Below are 17,201 nucleotides of genomic sequence, written 5' to 3'. Positions count from 1 at the left end.
TCTTCCCATGATCAACGTGACCAATCGTACCAATATTAACATGCGGTTTTGTTCGTTCAAACTTGCTCTTCGCCATCTGAGCTCTCCATTTTCCGTCCAAGCCAAGGACTAAGTTAAAAATTAATTACCAACCTGAAATTACGCGTATTTCTTTTGAATCTCCAAAGCAACAGCCGAAGGTACAGGCTCGTAATGATCAAACTGCATTGTATACTGTGCACGCCCCTGACTCATAGAGCGAAGGGTATTCACATAACCAAACATATTTGCCAAAGGAACCATTGCATTCACAACCGTTGCAATACCGCGCGCTTCAGTTCCCGAAATCTGTCCTCGACGAGAATTGAGATCACCAATAACATCACCAACATAATCATCTGGTGTAACAACTTCCACCTTCATGATCGGTTCAAGAAGCTGCGCACCAGCCTTCTTTGCTCCATCACGAAAAGCTGCACGAGCAGCAATTTCAAAAGCCAAAACCGAGGAATCAACATCGTGATAGCCACCATCAATGAGTGTCGCTTTTACACCAAGCATAGGAAAGCCCGCAAGAGGACCTGACCCCATAACACTTTCAATCCCTTTTTGGACACCAGGAATATATTCTTTAGGAACAGCACCACCAACAATCTTTGACTCAAAAATAAAGTCATCACCATCATGAGGCTCAAAAATAATTTTTACACGAGCAAATTGACCAGCACCACCCGATTGTTTCTTATGCGTATAATCAATTTCCGCCATTTTAGTAATTGACTCACGATAAGCAACTTGAGGCTGCCCAACATTTGCTTCAACCTTAAATTCACGGCGCATACGGTCAACAATAATATCAAGATGAAGCTCACCCATTCCAGCTATAATAGTCTGACCAGATTCCTCATCCGATTTAACACGAAATGAAGGATCTTCGGCTGCCAGACGATTAAGAGCAATACCCATTTTTTCTTGATCTGCTTTTGTTTTCGGTTCAATTGCAATCTCAATAACGGGCTCTGGAAATTCCATCCGCTCCAAAATAACAGGCTTCAAAGGATCACAAAGAGTATCACCTGTTGTCGTCTCCTTAAGTCCTGCGAGAGCAACAATATCACCAGCAAATGCTTCTTCAATATCCTCACGAGAATTTGAATGCATTTGAAGCATACGCCCCAAACGCTCTTTCTTCTTTTTCACAGTATTCTCAAGAGAAATACCTTTCTGAACTTTACCTGAGTAAATACGACAGAACGTCAACGAACCAACAAAAGGATCATTCATAATTTTAAAAGCAAGCATAGATAGTGGAGCATCATCTGAAGATTCGCGTGTCGTCTCAGTCTCAGTCTTCACATCAATACCACTAATTGCCGGAACATCAACTGGAGAAGGAAGATAAGAAACAACAGCATCCAAAAGCGGCTGAATTCCCTTGTTTTTAAAAGCTGTACCACAAAGAACCGGATGAAACTGAACTTCTACTGTCCCCCTACGAACGAGAGAAACAAGCTGTTCATTGGTTGGCATAACACCTTCCAAATAAGCCTCTGTCGCAGCTTCATCAACCTCTACAGCCATCTCAATCAATTTCTCGCGATATTCTTCAGCTTTCTCCTTTAAATCAGAGGGAATTTCACTTATCACCGCCGAGGCACCAATAGAACCATCCCACTTTAAAGCCTTCATTTCTACAAGATCAACAACGCCTTCAAAGTCATTTTCAGCACCAATCGGCAACTGCAAAACAAGCGCTTTAGCACCCAACCGAGAACCAACCATCTCCACACTACGATAGAAGTCAGCTCCTATTTTGTCCATTTTATTAACAAAAACCATACGAGGCACACGATATTTCTCAGCCTGCCGCCAAACAGTTTCCGTCTGAGGCTCCACACCAGCATTTGCATCCAACAAGGCTATCGCACCATCAAGAACACGCAAAGAGCGCTCAACTTCAATCGTAAAATCAACGTGCCCTGGCGTATCAATAATATTAAAGCGACGCTTCCGACCATCACGCCCTTCCCAAAACGTCGTTGTCGCAGCAGACGTAATCGTAATACCGCGCTCCTGCTCCTGCTCCATCCAATCCATCGTAGAAGCACCATCGTGGGTCTCACCAATTTTATGATTCTTACCGGTATAGAACAGAATACGTTCAGTCATCGTAGTCTTACCAGCATCAATATGCGCCATAATACCAAAATTACGATAATCTTCAATTTTATATTCGCGAGCCATTATATTTGCCTTAGTTTAAAACTTCTACCAGCGATAGTGAGAAAAAGCACGATTAGCCTCAGCCATACGATGAACATCTTCACGCTTTTTCACGGCAGAACCGCGATTATTAGCCGCATCCATCAATTCACCAGATAAACGCTCAATCATCGTCGTTTCATTCCGACCACGTGCCGCAGCAATCAACCAACGAATAGCAAGAGCCTGACGACGATCAGGACGAACATCAATCGGAACTTGATAAGTAGCACCACCAACACGGCGTGAGCGAACCTCAATATGAGGAGCAACATTCTCTAAGGCCCGATGAAATAGAGCCACAGGATCTGTTTTTACTCTTTTTTCTACAGAATCGAGCGCACCATAAACAATACGCTCTGCAACTGATTTTTTACCATCAAACATAATGGCATTCATAAATTTCATAATAACCAAATCACCAAACTTAGGATCTGGATTAATTTCACGCTTTTCTGCTCTATGACGACGGGACATTAGCTTTGTCTCTCAATATTATTTTGGACGCTTTGCGCCATACTTTGAACGACGCTGTTTACGATTCTTGACACCCTGCGTATCAAGCAAACCACGAATAATGTGATAACGAACTCCTGGCAAATCTTTCACACGACCACCGCGAATCATCACAACAGAGTGCTCTTGAAGATTATGTCCCTCTCCAGGAATATAACCAATCACCTCAAATCCATTCGTCAAGCGAATCTTAGCAACTTTACGAAGAGCAGAATTAGGTTTCTTCGGTGTTGTTGTATAAACACGCGTACAAACACCACGCTTCTGCGGATTCGACTGCAAAGCAGGAACCTTATTACGTTTAACTGGCGCTACACGCGGTTTGCGAATCAACTGGTTTACGGTAGGCATGCAACCTTCCTCTTTTCGATCTATATTCGTCTCACCCAATCGGGCTTTTCTATTTCATTTCTATCCACTCCAACAAAATTGGAACAGATATCTAAGTCTACACACAAAATCGGGCACACCTGCAAATAACAGTTCACCCGACCACAAGCAGAGAAGGCAATAGCCTTTTGCACTAGCATTTGCTTTTAATCTTCTTAACACCTGTGAATAATCTTCCGGTTCATATCCAAAACACCTGATCACATCCACATCGGTTATGTCCATCTCTAATAGCGAGAACACTTACATTCGTCAAGAACTAAACAGCAGAAAGTTTTTAAAAATGAAAATAAATTAAATTTTAAAACTTTAAATTTGCTTTTACCGCTACTCTTGATAAATCAATTTACCATAGTAATATCCCTATAAATAAAAGAAGCAGCAATGTGACTGTAATAAAACATGAATGCAGTAAATTAAATTGAATTACATGCTTGATATCTAATGATGAGCGCCATGAAAATAGCAACGTGGAATATTGCTGGAATAAAAGCACGACATGAAACATTATGTCAATGGCTGCAGCAAAGCCAGCCGGACATAGTCTGTTTACAGGAAATTAAAAGTATTGATGAAAATTTTCCACGCGATGCAATTGAAAATTTAGGTTACCACATAGAAACACACGGACAAAAAAGTTTTAATGGTGTTGCGATTCTCTCTAAAAAAACACCGGATGAAGTGATCCGTCGATTACCAGGCAACGATAATGATGAGCAGACACGTTACATTGAAGCTGTTTATTCAACAAACAAAGGTGTTGTTCGTGTTGCATCTCTCTATTTACCAAATGGGAATCCTATTGAGAGTGAAAAATATTCCTATAAAATAGAATGGATGGAAAGATTACATACACATGCAAAATCATTGCTTGCGTATGAAGAACCCCTTATTCTAGCAGGTGATTATAATGTCATCCCCGCTCCATTAGATGCAAAAAAACCTCAAGAATGGTGTCAAGATGCCTTATTTCTTCAAGAAACAAGAAAAGTATTTCAACGTATTCTTAATTTAGGTCTTTACGATGCTATCCGGAATGTCACCGATACTCCCTCCTTCAGTTTTTGGGATTTTCAGGCGGGTGCTTGGCCTAAGAATAATGGGATTCGCATTGATCATTTATTATTATCACCAGAAGCTGTTGATCAACTTATTTGCGCTCATAGTCAAACAGAAGTAAGGGGATATCAAAAACCGTCCGACCACGTTCCCGTTTGGATTCACCTTAATATCAATTAAGAAAATCCAACCCCCATTATGAAACACCAAAAAAATTCCACTCAAACATAATAACTATGCTACACCATGTAAACAGTATATCTTAAACAGCTAAAGTAAAGATAAATGAATGGAGTCCATAAATGAAGAAATCATTATTAATGTTTATTGCAGCAACGGCCATTGGATTCACAAGCATCGCGCATGCTGAACATGGTACTCTTGAAAAAATAAAACGAACAGGGGAAATTACTTTAGGTGTCCGTGAATCATCTGGTTTAGGCTACGCCCTTGGTAATAATAAATATGTAGGTTTTCATACAGAAATGGCAGAACGTATCATTGATGATATCTCAAAAAAAATTGGTAAACCAATTAAAATTCATTATCTTCCCATCACTTCTCAAAATAGAATTCCTCTCTTAAAAAATAAAACCTATGATTTTGAGTGCGGCTCAACAACAAATGATATTGCCCGCAGTAAAGAAGCAGCATTTGCTTATACGACATACATTGAAGAGGTCCGGATTGCTGTAAAGAAAAACTCTAACATTAAATCTCTTGACGATTTAAATGGAAAAACAGTTGCAACGACCACCGGTACAACATCTGTTCAACTTATTCGTAAAAACAAACGTGCAAAAAACATTCAGTTTAAAGTTTTAAAGGGGAAAGATCACGGAGATAGTTTTTTATTATTAGAATCTGGTAAGGCAGATGCTTTTGTTATGGATGCTTCAATTCTTGCTGGACATATTGCTAAATCAAAGAATCCATCTGATTATGTCATTCTTAATACTGTACTTTCAGTCGAACCTATCGCCTGTATGCTCAGATTAAATGACAAAAAATTTGAACAAACAATCAACGATAGTATCGTACGTCAAATTAAAGATGAATCACTTGAAAAGCTTTATAATAAGTGGTTTATGAAACCGATCCCACCCGCTAACACTGTTATGAACCTTCCCTTGTCAAAACAAACAAGATATGCTTGGGATCACCCAAATAATAAGCCTCGAGAAAGCTACACAGAAAAAGATTTATAAAATTTAATAAAAAAGAACCACACTCTTTAAAAATTGAGTGTGGTTTATATTTTAATTCACTTTTTTATAAATTTGCCCTATGTAGATGCGCTTAGTTTATTGTCTTATTTGTGAATGACTAATTTGAGGGAATATCAATTAATGGACTTTTCTTTCCTTTGTAGAGATGACCTTACCCAAACACTGGTAACAGGATGCTTGGGAACTCCCGGCGTAAGTCATACCTATTTAGATACACTCCTCGATGGCTTAAAAAATACAGTTATATTGTCTATCACTTCACTTATATTAGCTGTATTGTGTGGTGTTATTATAGGAACAATGCGCACTTTACCAAAAACATCTATAATCAATTATATATTTCGCATTATCGGTACTATTTGGGTAGAGATTATGCGTAATATTCCCCTTCTTGTACAAGTATTTTTGTGGTATTTTGTTGTTCCTAAGATTTATCCACCAGCGATGAAATTTTCCCCCATTCTCTTAATAACATGCGCATTGGGATTCTTTACATCTGCACGCATTGCAGAACAGGTTCGTTCAGGCATTGAAGCGATTCCTTCTGGACAACGTTATGCTGCTATGGCAATGGGATTTACAACTTATCAAAGTTATCGCTATATAATACTACCACGTGCTATACGTACAATTATGCCGCCTCTTACTTCAGAAGCAATGGGCATTGTAAAAAATTCATCTATAGCATTCGCCGTTTCAATAAACGAGCTCATGCAATTTCAATACCAAGCAATTGAAGAGGTAAGCCATGTTTACGAAAACTATTTGCTTGTTACGATTCTTTATATTCTAATAGCCTTATTCGTATTCATTGTGATGACCGTCATTGAACAAATACTCAAAATTCCTAATTTTCAAACAAAGGGAAATTGAAAATGATGAATTTCATAAGCTCTCAGTTTGGACTTTATTTTCCTTTCAATTTTTCCGACTTTGATTTTTCCTTTTTTACCTTTGATGTATTTCGTTCTTACATTTTATCAGGTTTGCTCTTTAGCGTTTTTCTAACTCTTTTTGCAACGGTATTGGGGTTTGTTTTCGGCACCCTTTTAGCAATGATGCGCCTTTCTTCCATAAAACTTCTTTCTTGGTTTGCAATCGTTTACATAACAGCTATGCGTTCAATACCACTTGTGATGGTTATCTTATGGTTTTTCGTGCTTTTGCCTTTTTTAACCGGTACATCCATCGGTGCAAATAAATCAGCACTCATTACCTTTACCGCATTTGAAACGGCTTATTTTGCAGAAATTATGCGTGCTGGCATAAACTCAGTTTCGCAAGGACAAAAATATGCGGGACAAGCTCTCGGAATGACATATTGGCAAAGTATGTACATTGTCATTCTTCCTCAAGCCTTTAGGGACATGCTACCAGTTTTTTTAACACAAGTTATTATCCTTTTTCAGGATACAACCCTTGTTTATGCAATCAGTGGCAACAGTCTTTTAAATGGTTTTGATATTGCTGCTAATAATTTTGGTGTAAAGCAAGAAGCTTATATCTTAGCAGCTGTTTTCTATTTTGTTATCTGTTTTACACTGTCACAAATAGTTTTGTATTTACAAAAAAAAGTATCCATTATTCGCTAATAGGAAAAAAAATGTCTACTCATATGATCGAAATAAAAAATGTTTCTAATTGGTATGGCGAAATTAACGTCCTTAAAAACTGTACAACCAACATTAATAAAGGAGAGGTCGTTGTCGTTTGTGGTCCATCAGGATCAGGAAAGTCAACACTCATTAAAACTATTAACGCTCTCGTTCCTTTTCAAAAAGGTGAAATTTGGATTAACGGAGTACCAGTTCATTCAAAAAAAACGAATCTGCCTAAATTGCGAAGTCAGGTGGGAATGGTATTTCAACACTTCGAGCTTTTCCCCCATTTATCTGTCACAGAAAATTTGACAATTGCGCAAATCAAAGTCCTAAAACGAAGCAAAAAAGAAGCACTTGAACGTGGATTGTTGTATCTTGAACGCGTTGGGCTGATTGAACACAAAGATAAATATCCTGGTCAACTTTCTGGAGGGCAACAACAACGTGTTGCTATTGCACGTGCCTTAACTATGGATCCACTTGTCATGCTTTTTGATGAACCAACATCTGCTCTAGATCCTGAAATGGTAGGTGAAGTGCTCGATGTCATGATTAGCTTAGCAGAAGAAGGTATGACGATGATTTGTGTAACCCATGAAATGGGATTTGCACAAAAAGTCTCGGAGCGTGTTATTTTCATAGATCAAGGAACAATTCTTGAAGACTGTTCATCTAAAGAGTTCTTTTCTGATCCACAAGCGAGAACACCAAGAACGCAAGAATTTTTGTCTAAAATCTTAAGTCATTAGCCGTTATATTATCACAAAAAGCTATCTCTACTGTAAACTTAGACACAAGACAGTAGAGTTTAATAACGGATGAGAGAATGTAAAAATATTACAATCAGATGTTTAAAAACTGTTATTTTTTAAAATATCAGCAACCAGTGAAATTGCTGTACGTCTCTCAAATTCATTACAAAGAGCAAAAGCCTGTTCTTGCAAAGGGCGAATCCAATTTCTGTCTTTTACATTAGCTTTTTCATAGGCAGCAGTTAACAATGCTGCCCCACGGACAATTTTTCCTTCTTGAAGCAGCATATTTCCAAGCATTGCTTGGGCGGAAGGATTTCCTTTTTTTGCTGAAAGTTGAAACCATCGTGCTGCTTGTATAAGATTCTTCTCCCTTCCCTCTCCCTTTAAAAATATTTTTCCTAAATGATACTGAGCTTTAGAATTTCCATAGTTCACCGCAGCCTGCATATAAAGATGAGCAGCATAAGAAGGATCAGGTTTCACAGGTGATTGAGGAATACCTTTTTTTATATATCCCGCAAGTTTAACCAATGCATCAGAAACATAACTTTCATCCTCTGAACCAAGATCAGTGCCTTTTTCAACAATATATGCAAAAAAATAATATGCCTTATAATCATTTTTAGGGACACCATCACCATTTGCATAGATAGAGCCTAGTTTCCAATTCGCACCAATATGGCCTCTCTTAGCCGCACGACGTAATGCTGCAATAGCCTGATTTATATGCCCATCTTTATAAGCAGACATACCACGTTTAAAAAAATAAAACGCACCATCATTCGCTTCTTGCAAGCTATTGACATCTATTGCATAAACAGTCGAAAAAAATCCCCCTAAAATCACAACAATAGTGGCTTTTTTCCATATCTGAAACCTATTAACCATTTCCCCCCTATCTCAATTTTAATGATTATATCTGTTACAAATTTCTTTGTAGATATTTAAACCCTTTTTCTTAGTAAAAAGCACACGCGATTTCAAAATAAAAATTTTAAAAGAAAAGATCAATAAATAAAAACCATCCAAAATGTTCGATAAAATTAAGTATCCATTTTTATATATAACAAATTGATTTTTAAATATAAATCATTATCCTATATTTTGTAACACCTCCTTTAACATTCTAGGATTTATTGATTTTAAAATTTTATACGTATAAGTAAAAATCGCTCAATAAAATAACGTGCATTAAACAGCAACTTGAGAACGAAGAGAATACATGATGAATGGTAAGCATTTAAGTATAAAAAACAATACGAAAGATAGATAAATATAATGATGATCGTTAACTTATAACTTCACAACTGCCTTACCACCTTAAAGATGAAGTTTTTTGCCACCGTCAATCTATAAACAATACAGCTTTTTGCTTAACAGATTCCACCTAACATCATTTCACATGGAATTACTTCATACTTTATACACAAGCCCTACCTCAGAATACTCACCATTACATACAACAAAAATACCACATGTGTAATTTTACATGCCTTATATTGCTACTCTAAATGATGATGTTTTACAGTAATAAAACAACGTACTGATTTATAATGATAATTTACTTTTTTGCATATTGAATGAGTCCCTCGAATATCGTAAGATTCTCTTATTCAAAACCTGTTCCATGTTGAATCAATCAAAACCATCCGCTTGCACATTACAAGCAGAGAGAGCTATGTGGATAAAAACTCTGTGTAAGAAAGAACTAACAATGCCTCTCATGAACGGTCTTAAGTGCCAAGTCCTTGTCCGGATTGGGGCGGGATAGCGCCACAGCGCTTGTTACTTTACAAGCGTAAAGAAGGGGAGCTCAATAGATTTACCGTTATACTATTCATGATCTCCGTCATGAGATAGGCTTGGGTACCTTAAAAGATGTTTTTTTAATGATAAACAGAAAACTATGGATTTCAGTAGAGATTTTATGATCGTTCATGAAAAACTAACAAAAGAAAAAGTCTCTTTAAAGAAGATCTATACCAAACCTAATGGTATGAAATCATCCACAAAAAAGTAAAAAGTTGAAATCAATCCAACCGCTCTAAAGCAACAAATATCTTCTTCTGCGCTGCACGCAGTTCTACAACCCTGTTCCGTTCACGCTCAACAATTTCTGCTTTCGCATTTGCTATAAATTTGGGGTTGTTTAACTTAAGCGATATTTTCTCAATATCTTGTTCAATTTTACTGACATCTTTCCTCAAACGAACACGTTCAGCCTCCAAATCGATCAACTGTCCTAATGGTAAACAAAAAACAGCCTCTCCCAAAATCATTTGTGCCGACACTTCCGGAACTTTATCAGAGAAATCAATAACTTCAATACGCGCTAATTTTTTAAGAAGTGCATCATAACGCTTCACACGCTCTCGCGTTACTTCCCCTCCTTCAACAACAACAAGAGGTGCTTGTGTTGCCACTGGAATATTCATTTCAAAACGTACAGACCGAATCCCTGTAACGACATCAATAAGCCAATTAATATCATCAGCAGCTTCTTCATCTATCAATGTTTCCTCTGGCCATTTTGTCAATGCGAGCATATCCTCACGCTTGATGGCTTGCGTTTCTGTAAGAGACCACAACTCTTCCGTCATATGAGGCATAAAAGGATGAAGAAGTTTATAAACTTCATCTAAAACCCAAGCAGTACAAGCTTGAACCTCATTTTTAGCATCTTCATTTTCCCCCTGAAAAATAGGTTTGAGAAGCTCCAAATACCAATCACATAATGTATTCCAAACGAAACGGTAAAGTGTGGCAGCAGACTCATTAAATTTATAGTGTTCAATACCAGTCGTCACTGCTGAAATCGTTTTAGATAACTCTGTTAAAATCCAACGATTAAGCGCCAATTTTGCTTGTTCTGGCTTAAAAGTTGGATCATGCTTCACACCATTCATCTGTGCAAATCGGGTAGCATTCCACAATTTCGTAGCAAAATTACGATAACCAGCAATACGAGAAGCGTCAAGTTTTACATCACGACCTTGTGCTGCCATAATAGCTAAAGTAAACCGAAGTGCATCAGCACTATATTGATCAATAAGCTCTAAGGGATCAATAATATTTCCCTTTGATTTTGACATCTTCGCACCCTTTTGATCCCGAACAAGAGCGTGCACATAGACCGTTGGAAAAGGAACGTCACCCATAAAGTGAAGTCCCATCATCATCATACGAGCAACCCAGAAAAAAATAATATCAAATCCTGTCACAGACAAAGATGTTGGGTAAAAAGTAGATAATTCAGTCGTTTTATTTGGCCATCCTAATGTTGAAAAAGGCCAGAGAGCTGATGAAAACCAAGTATCTAAAACATCCGGATCACGGATTAATTCAACAACCTCACCATAATGAGCATAAGCTGAATCTAAAGCCTCTTTTTCACTTTTTTCAACAAAAACCGTCCCATCAGGACCATACCAAGCAGGAATCTGATGTCCCCACCACAATTGGCGAGAAATGCACCAAGGTTGAATATTTTCCATCCAATTGAAGTAAGTCTTTTTCCAGCTATCAGGAACGAACCGCGTTTTGCCTTGTTGAACAGCCTCTATCGCTGGCTTTGCTAATTCAGCAGCATGAACATACCATTGATCTGTCAAAAACGGCTCAATAAGAACACCACTGCGATCTCCATGAGGAACCATATGGGTATGATCATCAACAGAGGCTAAATATCCCTGTTCTTCCATCAAAGAAACAATCTTCTGGCGCGCAACAAAACGATCAGATTTATCGAGATTTTCTACTAACATTTTTAATTCATCTGACAAAATCAAACCATCAAAAAAGGCTTCATTTTCACGGAGAAAAATCTCGGCTTTTTGGGTAAAAATATTGATCAAGCGTAAATGATTACGCTGTCCTACTTCAAAGTCATTAAAGTCATGAGCTGGTGTGATTTTTACAGCACCACTTCCAGCTTCAGGATCAGCATGCGTATCACCAACAATTAATAACCTACGACCAACAAGTGGCAAAAGAGCATTTTTACCGATAAGATTTTTATAACGCTCATCTTCAGGATTAACAGCAATTCCTGTATCACCAAGCATTGTTTCTGGTCGTGTTGTCGCCACTGTTATAAAAGTTGTCGCATCATTTGGATCAAAAATTTTACCCTCAAGTGGATATCTAAAGTGCCACAAATGTCCTTGAACTTCTTTTTGCTCAACTTCAAGATCTGAAATAGCTGTCAACAATTTAGGATCCCAATTGACGAGGCGCTTATCCCTATATATCAACCCTTGCTTATAAAGCGTGACAAAGACTTCACGAACTGCCTGCGACAACCCCTCATCCATTGTAAACCGCTCACGCGACCAATCACATGAAACCCCAAGGCGACGCAACTGGTTTGAAATAACGCCTCCAGTTTCATAACGCCACTCCCAAATACGCTCAATAAACTTTTCTCTCCCCATTTCTTGACGCGTTGGCTCTTGGCGTTCTGCAAGTTGACGCTCTACAACCATTTGTGTAGCAATCCCAGCATGATCCATACCAGGCTGCCACAAGACGTTTCTGCCACGCATCCGCTGAAATCTAACTATTATATCTTGAATTGTCGTATTGAGCGCGTGCCCCATATGAAGTGAACCCGTAACATTAGGAGGTGGAAGCATAACGCAAAAAGGTTCTGCACCGCTTTTAGAACCAGCTCCCACTTTAAAGGCCCCACGAGTCTCCCATCTCTTTGCAACCCGTTGCTCTATAGAGGCAGCATCATAGTTTTTTTCTAACATTCTATCCATCCATAACGCCGCTGAAAAACACAATACATGATCAAATCCCGATCAAAAACCCGTGATTTTCAGCCATTCACTAGAGAGCTCGCAAAATCGCAAACAAAATTCTCATAAAATGAAAAACATAAAAATAATTAAGATGATTTTTTAATCGCTTTCACAATCTCTTCACGCAAAATATCTTCCAGCAAAATAGGCAATTTAGACTGTAACCATTCTGCTATAGCCGGACGCAACACATCCTTTGCAATCTTTTCTGCAGAAGAAATACAATATGCAGACAATTCCACATGACCATCCCCTCTAGCTTCTGACTGTGATTTCCTTATCTCATCTTCATATTCTTTTGCTTTATAAACAGAATTCCGTTCTTCAGAAGAAAGCTTCATCTTTTGCATATCCATACCAACTGTATTATTCTCTGCCTCTATATCCTCTTTCTCTTGCGTTATCTTCCCCCCTTGATTTTCAGAAGAAAGACCAATACGATCAGCTAAAGCTTTCATAGCATCATCAACCGATAAGGTTGTATCATAAATACCTCCTGATGCAGCTTCTGAACGACCTTCCGAAGCATTCACTGCAACATCTTCATTTAAAAAGTGATCAGATTGAACCGCATTTTCTTCGATTATTTCACGAATAGATGTTAAAATTTCATCCATACTTGGCTCACGTAACACGCTTGAACTCTGTACCATACTTTACAACCTCTCAAAGACGCAACAACAAATAGAATCATACTTTCAGTGTATGCAAAAGAATCATAAGATCAACATGCCTCCCGCGATATTTTCAAATATGCTTGTCATAAAGAGGGCGCTACACACAATTTTCTACACTTATAAAAATAACATCTCACCGTTCTATTTTTAAACATACTCAACTATTGATTTACCAACTTTTAAAAACTAAAATAATTTAAGATTAAAGAAATACTTTTATGCATTATCGGATATATTTAATTGTTTTTAAACCTAAATAATTTGCAGTCAATCTACCAATAGAAGATTGAACACTATAGCTTGCCACAACAGCATTACGCTCCGCCATTGCAAGCGCAATCTGAGCATTAATCAATTGAGTACGAGAATTTAAAACATCCAGCGTCGTTGCTTGCCCTACGCGATTTTCTTGAACACGGCCTTTCAGAGCAATTTCAGCAGCACGAACACTTTCACGGTAAGCAAGAACAGATGAGCGTGCGCCCTCCAACTGAAACCAAGCAGAAGTAAGTACTTGCCTAGTATTACTATGCGCCAAATCGAGTTGAAGCTGCGCCTGTCCAAGCTGTTCCCTTGATTGACGAATTTGCGCAGACGTACGCCCTCCTTCAAAGATTGGGACACTTACTGACAATCCTATTGATTTAGAAACTCCATCCTCTCCAGCACCGCTGTAGATTCGATTATAAGATGCTGTTGCAGAAAAATCAACTTTAGGGAGCAATGCTCCTTCTTTCGCCTTTACATTGTAAACACTTGCATCGACTAAATATTTAGCATAAAGGATTGCTGGATGCATCACAACGCTCATTTGGTAAGCCATATCAAGGTTGACGGGAAAATCTTTGGCTACGGGTGGGCGTTTTAACTTTTCAGGATCAGAACCAATAACTTGTCGATACACTGCCTCTGCTGCTTTTACATCAGCACGAGCAAGACTCAGCTCTGAAACAGCCACAGAACGTGCAGCTTGAGCTTGAGCAAGATCAACATGCCCTCCTTCACCCACATCAAATTTTGCTTTATTGGAACGAACTTGTTCTTCAAGAGCTGCCAAATTTTCTCTCCGAAGATCGGCAACACGACGTGCGTGATAGACATTAGCATAAGCGGTCACTGTCTCCAGAAACGTATTTTGTTCAACATTACGAAGATATTCACGCTGAGCCTGCAACTTAATTTGAGCTGAAGAAAAGATATTTTGCGTGATAAAACCATCAAATAATCTTTGATTTAATCTCACGCCTATAGATCCAGAAGTGACATAAGGACCTGTAAAAGACTTATTCCGACCATAGTTCCCAACCCCCTCAACTTGTGGCAATAACCCTGATCGCGCAATGACAACATCATCACTGGATATACGGACAGCTGCACGTTCACTATTCAACTTAGCATTATGCTTATAAGCCTTAGAAAAGGCATCCATCAATGTTTCAGCACAAACAGTATCTGATAGTAAAATACTCAACCCCAGTAATAAAGACACCTGAAACTTTTTGTTTACTCTAAACACAATACACACAATAACAAACCCCAAATAAATTACGAAATTATCTTTTATTCACAAAACAAACAAGCACTAAAACACAAAACCAGGTGTTTTTAAAAAGCAAGGAAGAGGCTTTACAGCGAGGTTAAAAGCACGACGTGCCGAAATGATCCCATCTTCTTTTATATAGATTTGTGCAACAGCAGCATTTCCGTACCCTTCAACCACAACAAGACGTCCACAGTCTTTCATTTGATCAAAGATACCTTGTGGAATAAAATCAACAGATCCCTCAATGAAAATCACATCATAAGGTCCCTCAACGGCATATCCTTGCTCTAATGGACCATGAACGACAACCACATTATCACATTGATTACGTTCTAAAGCTTCAAGAGCACGTTCAAAAAGAGATTTATTACTTTCCAACGCAATCACAGACCCTGCAAGTTTTGCAAGCAACGCTGCACAATAACCACTATTTGCACCAATATCTAAAACAACATCTGATGATTTTACAGCGGCAAGCTGTAGTAATTTCGCTAGAGATGCAGGTTTCATCAAATAGCGTGCAGGAATCCCATCTTGTACTGGACATAGAACAATGTCGGTATCAAGATAACTTAATACTTTCATATCTTCCGATACAAAATCTTCACGAGATACCGTTAAAAACGCTTCAAGAACTGATAAATCCGTTACATCAACTGTACGAATTTGATTGTCAACCATTTTGCGACGAAGCTCAGCAAAATCTGCAACCATAACGAATATTTTCTCCTAACCTACAAAAAACAAACAAAACAGCGACAAAGATGGACGAAGATCTCTTAAACTATGAGCGTTACGAAAAAGGGTGCTCCAGTCAACAATTAGATTTTAACTGTATGATCTCTCATAAAAAAATGTCTTCACAACTATAGAGGGAAATAATCTATTTTCCTATACCTCATCTCCCCTAAAAGCCGTTTCGTTTAAAATCGGCTGGAGGCCTCGCCCGGAATCGAACCGGGATACAAGGATTTGCAGTCCTCTGCGTAACCATTCCGCCACGAGGCCTCGTCAACAAACATAAAGGTTTCAATAAGGGAAGGCAACGCATCCGTCAAGGTGTAGAAATCTTCTCTCGCCTTTTTTCCTCTTATTACACAATTTATCATATTTTTTTAAAAAAAGTAATTTTATCCTTTGCAAATCAGTATTGCTTTGCTATAGCCTTTTCAACTAAATGATTGGGCACCATTCCCCGGTAGCTCAGCGGTAGAGCAACCGGCTGTTAACCGGTTGGTCGCTGGTTCGAATCCGGCCCGGGGAGCCACATTCTTTTCTATCACAAATAACTTATTGATTTTCCGTATGTTTTTTACAATGAGGGATTCGTTAATAAAAGCTATGGAATAAGGTTTTTACAATAAAGTAGAAACGCAATATCCTACGGGATGTATTTTTTTCAATGAACGCAAAAAACCATTGATTCATTTTAAAATAGCACAAATAAGATTACTTTTTTCAAACTACCGCGCCTTTATCAGAGAGCGCTGCAATTATTTGCACATTATAAAATAGGGCTTCTTTCACGAGAAGGAATTATTAAGCGCCATCAGCAATGAAAAAAATCTCATATAATTTTTTGTCCAAGGAAAAATGATTTGTACTCCATAAAGCAATTAAACTTAAAAACCTGCTCATGAAGCAATCATTTTGAAAAATGGAAGAAACAAGAATCAGGGAATATATTATCTCCATATATCCCACATAACCTCCTCCCCATCCTAAAAGCAAAAAACATCAAACAAGTCTGTAAACATTCCGGCGTCTTATCTAACAGGTTGTTCCTCCTGCTAACCACTTCAACGCTTTACAAACAACCTTGCCCTGGATATTTCATCCCACTGTCATAAAACATTTAATACATAAAGTCTTATCGGCTTTAAATTGTTAAGAATCCTGAGAAAGCCTTCAGAAATCATGACATTCTTGCTATTGTATTATGCAGTCACACGCTTTTCTAAAGAGATATCTCTTAAATTTCCCCCAAGCCCATTTCACAATAACTCCCGCAAATGATATAAAATGAAATCGATTAATCATCCCATCTTTATTTATAATAAAAGCCATACCATCATACTATTTTCCAACTCTCAATCTTAGCAATACCCCTCGCCTTTGAAAGAGTTTATAAGTATCATTTTATTTATTTCTCAAATGTTTATCTATACGATAATTTCACATATAACGTGCAAATGAATACTTTTGATTGATCCACATAAATAGCTTAAAAATGAAAAATTTTTACGATATAATGAATTATTTATATATAAAACAATGGCTTATTATTAGAAATCAATTTTTAAAATTAAAAGTTATCATTAAAGATAAAATACATCTTTTAAAAAATAATTTTATATAAATAAAATCTATTTTCATTCCCATTTT

Annotated in this window: 13 protein-coding genes, 2 tRNA genes and 1 pseudogene; 6 read left to right on the top strand and 10 right to left on the bottom strand. The window is 37.8% G+C overall.

Annotated features, from left to right (window positions below; genetic code table 11):
* From ACFIKJ_RS05045 to rpsL, 4 genes and pseudogenes are all read right to left on the bottom strand, one after another.
* Window positions 1-76: pseudogene (locus ACFIKJ_RS05045) on the bottom strand (elongation factor Tu); the annotation flags it as partial.
* A gap of 62 nt (window positions 77-138) precedes the next feature.
* A complete protein-coding gene (fusA, locus tag ACFIKJ_RS05040) occupies window positions 139-2,223 on the bottom strand; it encodes an elongation factor G (RefSeq protein ID WP_375626585.1) in 2,085 nt (694 codons plus the stop codon).
* A 24-nt stretch (window positions 2,224-2,247) separates the two neighbouring features.
* On the bottom strand, window positions 2,248-2,718 hold the full coding sequence (gene rpsG / locus ACFIKJ_RS05035) for a 30S ribosomal protein S7 (protein WP_015856589.1): 471 nt from the start codon (window positions 2,716-2,718) through the stop codon (window positions 2,248-2,250).
* An 18-nt stretch (window positions 2,719-2,736) separates the two neighbouring features.
* Window positions 2,737-3,108: a 30S ribosomal protein S12 gene (gene rpsL / locus ACFIKJ_RS05030; RefSeq protein ID WP_005773262.1), complete on the bottom strand. Its 372-nt coding sequence runs from the start codon at window positions 3,106-3,108 to the stop codon at window positions 2,737-2,739.
* A gap of 495 nt (window positions 3,109-3,603) precedes the next feature.
* On the opposite strand from rpsL, the gene xth reads away from it, so the two are divergent.
* The 5 genes from xth to ACFIKJ_RS05005 all read left to right on the top strand — a co-directional run bounded on the left by xth (window position 3,604) and on the right by ACFIKJ_RS05005 (window position 7,785).
* The gene (xth, locus tag ACFIKJ_RS05025; protein ID WP_375670319.1) at window positions 3,604-4,386 is read left to right on the top strand and encodes an exodeoxyribonuclease III; all 783 of its coding nucleotides are present in this window, start codon (window positions 3,604-3,606) and stop codon (window positions 4,384-4,386) included.
* Window positions 4,387-4,508: 122 nt separating this feature from the next.
* Window positions 4,509-5,414: a transporter substrate-binding domain-containing protein gene (locus tag ACFIKJ_RS05020; protein ID WP_375670318.1), complete on the top strand. Its 906-nt coding sequence runs from the start codon at window positions 4,509-4,511 to the stop codon at window positions 5,412-5,414.
* 141 nt (window positions 5,415-5,555) lie between these two features.
* Complete coding sequence (locus ACFIKJ_RS05015; protein WP_375670317.1) at window positions 5,556-6,308, top strand: amino acid ABC transporter permease; 753 nt, start codon at window positions 5,556-5,558, stop codon at window positions 6,306-6,308.
* Between the two features lie 2 nt (window positions 6,309-6,310).
* On the top strand, window positions 6,311-7,027 hold the full coding sequence (locus tag ACFIKJ_RS05010; protein ID WP_273788550.1) for an amino acid ABC transporter permease: 717 nt from the start codon (window positions 6,311-6,313) through the stop codon (window positions 7,025-7,027).
* Window positions 7,028-7,038: 11 nt separating this feature from the next.
* Window positions 7,039-7,785, top strand: coding sequence for an amino acid ABC transporter ATP-binding protein (locus tag ACFIKJ_RS05005; protein WP_375626577.1), 747 nt, complete (start codon window positions 7,039-7,041; stop codon window positions 7,783-7,785).
* 102 nt (window positions 7,786-7,887) lie between these two features.
* Here the strand turns inward: ACFIKJ_RS05005 and ACFIKJ_RS05000 are convergent, their stop codons facing one another.
* From ACFIKJ_RS05000 to ACFIKJ_RS04975, 6 genes are all read right to left on the bottom strand, one after another.
* Window positions 7,888-8,679, bottom strand: a complete 792-nt coding sequence (locus ACFIKJ_RS05000) for a tetratricopeptide repeat protein (RefSeq protein ID WP_375627143.1) — start codon at window positions 8,677-8,679, stop codon at window positions 7,888-7,890.
* A 1,142-nt stretch (window positions 8,680-9,821) separates the two neighbouring features.
* A complete protein-coding gene (locus tag ACFIKJ_RS04995) occupies window positions 9,822-12,545 on the bottom strand; it encodes a valine--tRNA ligase (protein WP_375626592.1) in 2,724 nt (907 codons plus the stop codon).
* Window positions 12,546-12,682: 137 nt separating this feature from the next.
* Complete coding sequence (locus ACFIKJ_RS04990) at window positions 12,683-13,249, bottom strand: DUF2497 domain-containing protein (protein ID WP_375626573.1); 567 nt, start codon at window positions 13,247-13,249, stop codon at window positions 12,683-12,685.
* A gap of 247 nt (window positions 13,250-13,496) precedes the next feature.
* A complete protein-coding gene (locus tag ACFIKJ_RS04985) occupies window positions 13,497-14,702 on the bottom strand; it encodes a TolC family outer membrane protein (protein ID WP_375626590.1) in 1,206 nt (401 codons plus the stop codon).
* 153 nt (window positions 14,703-14,855) lie between these two features.
* Window positions 14,856-15,530: a protein-L-isoaspartate O-methyltransferase gene (locus ACFIKJ_RS04980; RefSeq protein ID WP_375627141.1), complete on the bottom strand. Its 675-nt coding sequence runs from the start codon at window positions 15,528-15,530 to the stop codon at window positions 14,856-14,858.
* Window positions 15,531-15,750: 220 nt separating this feature from the next.
* Window positions 15,751-15,824, bottom strand: a tRNA-Cys gene (locus tag ACFIKJ_RS04975).
* Window positions 15,825-16,008: 184 nt separating this feature from the next.
* Here ACFIKJ_RS04975 and ACFIKJ_RS04970 point away from each other — a divergent pair.
* Window positions 16,009-16,083: transfer RNA gene (locus tag ACFIKJ_RS04970), tRNA-Asn, on the top strand.
* The last annotated feature ends 1,118 nt before the right edge of the window (window positions 16,084-17,201 follow it).

The sequence above is a fragment of the Bartonella sp. PS7NMGDW genome (assembly GCF_042193585.1).
In the GTDB taxonomy this organism is placed as follows: Bacteria; Pseudomonadota; Alphaproteobacteria; order Rhizobiales; family Rhizobiaceae; genus Bartonella; species Bartonella grahamii.
This window is presented reverse-complemented; position numbering and strand designations above follow the sequence as displayed.